This is a genomic window from SAR324 cluster bacterium, assembly GCA_029245725.1.
GTDB lineage: Bacteria > SAR324 > SAR324 > SAR324 > NAC60-12 > JCVI-SCAAA005.
In genome coordinates this window covers 1-6,242 of sequence record JAQWOT010000273.1, presented here as the reverse complement: position 1 = coordinate 6,242, position 6,242 = coordinate 1, and the positions used below count along the sequence as shown (strand labels likewise).

The following is a 6,242-nucleotide window of genomic DNA, read 5'->3' as shown; positions in this document are numbered from 1 at the left end:
CTCTGCACAGTGTCTGAAAGGTTCGTCGAAAAGCTTGGCAGCGGTAACGTTGAGCCCCTCGATTTTTACCAAAGAGGATGTAGTCTGGATGAGCACAGTGAGGACATTACATCGTTAGATCTCCAAATCTCGGAGATTACTTCATTTGTCTAAACTACGCAATTGCTCCAACGCCAATTTTCTGGATCTGAGATAGAATCTAGCACTGAGTTGCTATTGATATCGGTTTATGATTCCAAAGTAGTAACTGTTTTAGTAACTACTTTCCTTTTTCAAGGTTCCGTTTAGGGTTGGGCAACATCGAAATAAAATGCAGAATAACAATGATTAAGAATATTTCGCATGGTGCAGAGTTTTAGTGAAGATTCGATTTAATGCTGAAGCCGTGGTGGGTAGGAGTTGGCTGGAGAAGTGACAGACACGGGGACTTATTTAATTGTTGAGATTTCTGTTCAATGATGAATGGTTTGTAGTACCAAAATAAGCAAGTCTAGCAGAGGGCTAGCAAGAAATCTAAGGTAATATAATTAACAGAGCATAGTGTTTGAATGAAAAATCAAACCGTTATAAATATGATTTGTGACTAAATTGCTAAGTACTGCTTCATAATATTTGAATCCTGAATTTCAGATTTTTTTCCTTCTACAACGATTTTACCTTTCTCTAATATAATGCACTTATCAGTAAGAGAGAAAATAAGTGGTACATTCTGCTCAACAACTATTAAACTGATGTTATTTTTTTGTGACATACTCTTAAGTGTGGTGCCTATTTCTTTGACTAGGGATGGCATTATTCCATCGGATGGTTCATCTAGTAACATGATCTTCGGATCAGACATTATTGCTCTGCCAATGGCAAGCATTTGCTGTTCACCTCCACTGAGTGTTCCAGCAACCTGACCGGTCCTTTCAGACAAAATCGGAAAGTAATCAAAAACTTCATCAAGTCTATCTTTCTTAACAGTTGTTTGGAGTAGCTTACCAAGCATCAAATTTTCTATAACCTTTAGTCGCGGAAAAATCCCACGACCTTGAACAATAGTCGCGATTTTTTTCTGTGCCCTTAAATGAGGTGGATAATTAGTAATATCTTCATTATCAAGAAAGATTTTTCCACTATGACACGTTAATAAACCTGACAAAACCTTAATCAAAGTAGACTTTCCCATTCCATTACGACCAAGAACCCCAAGAATAGAATTATTTTCTAATCTAATGCTTATTTCCGAAAGAACACTAATTTTTCCGTAACCGGCAGACACATTTTCAACTGACAACATCAGGAGCACCCAGGTAAATTTCTCTCACAAACCTGTTATTCTCAATGGTACTATAATTACCTTCAGCAAAAATTTTTCCCAGATGTAAAACTGTGATTTGGGCACCAAGTTCTCGAACAAAATTAATATCGTGTTCGATAACAATTACCGATAAATCCTTTTCTCCTGACAAATTTTTTATTAACCTAGTAGTCGCTATAGTTTCCTCTGTAGTCATGCCTGCTGTTGGCTCATCAAGAAGTAATAATTTTACGTTATTACCAATCAATAAGCCAATCTCTAGCCACTGCCTTTGACCATGTGATAACGTGTTTGCAAGAACATCTTTCTCCTCAAATAGCCTAATCAGTTTTAACGTTTCATCTATTTTGATACTTTTTTGTAAATTATTGTAATTATTTCTAATTACTGATAATTCTATGTTTTCATAAACAGTAAGATTATCAAAGAGAGTTGGGGTTTGAAACTTCCTTCCGATCCCAAGCCTTACTCTTTTAACTAAATCATAATCACTGATATTTTTTCCATCAAAAGAGATGTTCCCACTAGACTGGGAAAGATGGCCAGAGATCATTGATATAAGTGTTGTTTTTCCAGCACCGTTGGGTCCAATTATGCAACGAGCTTCACCTAATTTTAGCTCCATACATATTTTATCATTAGCTAGGAGACCCTTGAAACTTTTTGATAAATTATGGATTTCTAGCAGAGACATACTTTTTACTTTTCAGTCTATAGTAAATTTCTTCAAAACCCCCAGCTAAACCACCTTTGGAGAGAATGACAACAGCTATAAATACGATACCAATGATTAGTTGCCAGTATTCTGGAGTTACAGAGTTCAGATAATTAGCAAGGGAAGCAACTAATATCCCACCGAGAAAAGAGCCAATTATTGAGTTCCTTCCACCTATGGCAACCCAAACAATTACTTCTGTTGAAAAGAGTACTCTTGCTAGTGAAGGGTCGACGAATCCAGCATGAGTTCCATAAATTGAACCAGCAAATCCAGCTAGTGCTCCTGATACACAAAATATTAGTGTCTTGTATATGGAAGTATTGTAACCAAGAGCCAAGATTCTATCTTCATTTTCTCTAATTCCTTTGAGGATTTTCCCAAAATTGGACGTTGCTAGAAATTTTATCAGTGCATAGACTATGATTGTTAATACAAGTGTAAAATAGTACATCGGGATATCATTGAACAATGAGTATTCAAATAGATTCCCAAAGCTAATTGAAATTCTGTCTACAAATAAACCGTTCCAGCCACCAGTTATTTCTTTTTGTGATTTTGCTAACTGCTCAATTATGATTGATAGGGCTAACGTAGCTAGTACAAAGTAGGTTGCCTTAACTTTCGCACTGAACAAAAAATATCCAACAACACCAGCTATCACTGCTGAAACTATTATGCCTAGTAAAATTCCCAGTATAGCCGAATTCATTAAAAAATTGCTTTTGACAACGATACCTATTGCATAAGCACCTATTGCAAAAAAACCAGCTTGGCCAAAACTTACTATACCAGTAAGACCCCATAAAATAGATAGGGATACTGCAAGTAAGCCAAACAGCATATATTGCGGAAGAATGAATAATATGTATCCAGAAAAAACCAGCGGTATCAACGTTAATGTGAAAAATATAAAAAACTCAAATTTCGTTTCTCCAGATATTTTTGTCAAAGCATTTTGCATATCATTTTTCTGAGAATATACCTTGTGGCCTTATTCTTAAAATAATAATTGCAAAGAAGAATACAGCTACTTGAGCAACAACTTGATCTGAAAACAACGCTACTATCGTTTCCAAACCCCCAATCACAAAACTGCCTATTATTGTTCCAGTTAGAATCTGGCCTATACCTCCGACTATAACAACGAAAAAAGATCTAACAAGATACATGTCTCCCATGTAAGGACTTACTGAAAGCATCGGTGCTACCAGTCCCCCTGCTAAACCTGCCATGAAACACCCAAATCCGAATATGATTTTATATGTCCATGAAATGTTTAATCCCAATAAACTTGCCATCTCTCGGTTTTGAATCATAGCTCGAATTTTTATTCCAGTTGATGTTTTAAATAAAACAAAACTAGTCGATAAAATTATGAAGGCAGTAAATAAGCAAATCAAAGTTCTGTAGGCAGGAATCTTATAAAAACCCAAATTAATTGAACCTGGATATGGATTTACAACTGTTCTAAAATCTGAGCCAAATACAATCTTTATCAATTCAGTTGTAACTAGAAAAAAAGCCCAAGTCAGTAAGAGTGTTTCATAAGGACTGTTGTAGAAACGTTTTATTATCGAATGCTCAAAAAGCAGTCCAATCAAACCAACAATGAATCCACCTAAAATTACGCTCAGCACAAATGGAATTTCTAACTGGAGACCTGCCCATGTAAAATACGCACCTAAAGTCAACATGGCTCCGTGACCCATATTGATTACACCAATTAAACCGTAGATGATTGCCAAGCCAAAAGCTGCCAATGCTAACGTTAAAGTTATCAGGGTTGTATCTAGTAACACACTGGCAGCTAGTTCCATCTTAATCCAAGGGCAATTTACAGTGGTAGATTACATCGTGCGTCTTGAGGGACCGCTCTTGCTACTGTTTGAACCTGTTCGAACATGTCATTGACACTAGACCAGCCCTCTCTAACTCTCATCAAGTATGATGGCAACACAGCTTGATGGTCCAGAGCCCTCATCTCAACAGTGCCTTGTGGTGCTTTGTCAAACTTGATACCTTTCAAAGCCTCGCGGATGGAACTTGTATCAACTTTTCCAGCTTTCTCAATGGCCATTGCTCCCATGTGCGCAGCGTTATACATACCGACTCCAACGGTGTTCATTAGTGCATCCGAACCATATCTTTTTTGGTACCTATCCAAGAAATCTTTATTATTTTGGTGCTTGATGGTCATGAAATAATCAAAGCTTACATATGTTCCTGAAGACACCTCATGACCCAGTCCTGAGGTTACGACCTCCTCATCATCCACAGTCCATAGAGTGAAATCATTTTTCATTCCTGCCGCCACAAGCTGTTTCCTAAAGTTGACTGTGTCGCTACCTGTTAATGAGTGAAAGATTATGTCGGGTTTTGCTTGGCGTATTTGCCTCAATACCGACTCGTATTGAGGCGTATTAAATGGAATATAGACTTCTCCAACTGTTTCACCGCCTAGTTCTTTCAGCTTCTCCTTGGTAAACATATTTGTTACTTGAGGCCAAGCATAATCAGAACCTATCATGAAGAATTTTTTCCCAAATTTATTACACATATATTCCATGAAGGGCCAGACTTGTTGAGTCGGTTCTGGGCCAAACATAAAAATATTTTCGTTGCAGACTCCGGGATAATATTCCTCAATTTGCCCTTCATACCATGTTGGATACAGTAATAGTTTATCCGCTGCCTTTACAATTGGACCTGCTGCATTTCTATCAGCACTTGAAAAAGTACCGGCAAGCAAATCAACCCTTTCTTGCCGCAAGAGTCGATTTGCTTGTTCAACAACTAGTCTTCTATCAGTTTGGTAATCTGCTAAAACCATTTCTATAGGTCTGCCCAAAACCCCTCCAGCAGCGTTTATTTCCTCAACTGCTAATTCAAAACCCCGCGAGTGTGCTTTCCCGTAAACAGTCCAAGCTCCAGTAACTGGTGAGAGAACACCTATTTTAATTGGGTCATCTGCGTGAAGATTTCTAATAAATGCAGGTGATCCCATAATTACTGCAGATGCTGCTGCTGTTTTAATTAGTTGTCTTCTGCTGATTTTAGATATTTTGTTTTCTTTTTGCATACTTACCTTTTTCATTCAGAAAAGAATTAAAAATGTATATCCAATTAAAAACTATCAGTTTTCTCCCAATTTAATTAGGGTTTAGAATTCAGATTAGAACATCTGGATAGCGATTAAATTGTTCTAAAATTAATACCAACCAACATTCATGTCACTTCCTAACATTTCCCCGTATACATCCTTTCTTCTATCTCTTAGGGGTTGATTATATTCATTCCAATTTCTTTTCCTACGTGCGTCGGCCAAATTTGCATCTGCATAGATTATTTCCTCTTGATCTTTGCTTGCAGGTCCACCTATTGGCCAACCCGTATAATTGGCTATTAGACTTTGGCCTATGAATGGTTGCCCTCTCTCAGTTCCTACTCTGTCTGCAGCGGCGATAAATACTGAATTCACATGAGCGGCTCCCATGACTAAGATGTTTGCCATTGCTTCCCTGGTTTTGTCTTGACCAGGAATTGGGACCCAATTAGTGCAAACACAAACTATGTCAGCCCCCTGTAGAGTTGCTAACCTATAGCTTTCTGGGAACCAGCTATCGTAGCAAATGTGGGAAGATATTCTGCCTATTGGTGTTTTGAATACCGGGAAACCTAAATTACCAGGTTCAAAGAAAAGATTTTCCTCATTCCAAAGATGAACTTTGCGAAAGGTCCCAACGTGCCCTTTGGGACCAATAATTACTGAACTGTTGTAAAGCAGGTCCTCTGCTCTTTCATTTATACCTGCTGCAATGTGGATATCAAATTTACTCGCAAGCTTCATCCATTCCTGACAGGTTTCTCCTTCTGGAACAGATTCTGATAGGTCAAACGCTTCTCTGCGTGTGTCAAAGACATATCCTGAATTACATAATTCTGGTAAAACAATTAAATTTGCACCTGCTTTTGCTGCCTCTTCAATCATTTCTGAGCTTCTTCTTATGTTACGTTCTTTTTCGCCAACAATTGGTTCCATTTGACAGCATGCTATCTTAACAATTGCTTCATTTCTTTTCTTCATAAGTTATACTCCCTAGATTAAAATATTAATTTTTTAACATTCTCATTTATTCTGATTATACGTTTTCAAATAGTAGGGCCTGTCATCAATTTAGCCAAATGACCGCCGCTATCCAGTGGATACCCCCTAGAAAGGCA

General features: G+C 37.6%; 6 protein-coding genes. All 6 read right to left on the bottom strand.

Going from position 1 to position 6,242, the window contains the following annotated elements; all coding sequences use genetic code 11:
* Positions 1 to 583: 583 nt before the first annotated feature.
* Complete coding sequence (locus tag P8O70_15110; GenBank protein MDG2198176.1) at positions 584 to 1,282, bottom strand: ABC transporter ATP-binding protein; 699 nt, start codon at positions 1,280 to 1,282, stop codon at positions 584 to 586.
* A complete protein-coding gene (locus P8O70_15105) occupies positions 1,269 to 1,997 on the bottom strand; it encodes an ATP-binding cassette domain-containing protein (GenBank protein ID MDG2198175.1) in 729 nt (242 codons plus the stop codon). Before P8O70_15105 ends, P8O70_15110 begins: the two co-directional genes overlap by 14 nt.
* The gene (locus P8O70_15100; protein ID MDG2198174.1) at positions 1,975 to 2,982 is read right to left on the bottom strand and encodes a branched-chain amino acid ABC transporter permease; all 1,008 of its coding nucleotides are present in this window, start codon (positions 2,980 to 2,982) and stop codon (positions 1,975 to 1,977) included. The genes P8O70_15105 and P8O70_15100 overlap by 23 nt, the downstream gene beginning before the upstream one ends.
* A gap of 1 nt (position 2,983) precedes the next feature.
* Positions 2,984 to 3,838, bottom strand: a complete 855-nt coding sequence (locus P8O70_15095) for a branched-chain amino acid ABC transporter permease (GenBank protein ID MDG2198173.1) — start codon at positions 3,836 to 3,838, stop codon at positions 2,984 to 2,986.
* Between the two features lie 17 nt (positions 3,839 to 3,855).
* The gene (locus tag P8O70_15090) at positions 3,856 to 5,100 is read right to left on the bottom strand and encodes a substrate-binding protein (GenBank protein MDG2198172.1); all 1,245 of its coding nucleotides are present in this window, start codon (positions 5,098 to 5,100) and stop codon (positions 3,856 to 3,858) included.
* Positions 5,101 to 5,229: 129 nt separating this feature from the next.
* On the bottom strand, positions 5,230 to 6,105 hold the full coding sequence (locus tag P8O70_15085) for a nitrilase family protein (protein MDG2198171.1): 876 nt from the start codon (positions 6,103 to 6,105) through the stop codon (positions 5,230 to 5,232).
* Positions 6,106 to 6,242 lie beyond the last annotated feature (137 nt).

What these genes read in the sequence shown, in the direction of transcription:
- P8O70_15110 (MDG2198176.1), bottom strand. Translation starts at nt 1,282, where the DNA reads ATGTTGTCAGTTGAAAATGTGTCTGCCGGTTACGGAAAAATTAGTGTT.
- P8O70_15105 (MDG2198175.1), bottom strand. Translation starts at nt 1,997, where the DNA reads ATGTCTCTGCTAGAAATCCATAATTTATCAAAAAGTTTCAAGGGTCTC.
- P8O70_15100 (MDG2198174.1), bottom strand. Translation starts at nt 2,982, where the DNA reads ATGCAAAATGCTTTGACAAAAATATCTGGAGAAACGAAATTTGAGTTT.
- P8O70_15095 (MDG2198173.1), bottom strand. Translation starts at nt 3,838, where the DNA reads ATGGAACTAGCTGCCAGTGTGTTACTAGATACAACCCTGATAACTTTA.
- P8O70_15090 (MDG2198172.1), bottom strand. Translation starts at nt 5,100, where the DNA reads ATGCAAAAAGAAAACAAAATATCTAAAATCAGCAGAAGACAACTAATT.
- P8O70_15085 (MDG2198171.1), bottom strand. Translation starts at nt 6,105, where the DNA reads ATGAAGAAAAGAAATGAAGCAATTGTTAAGATAGCATGCTGTCAAATG.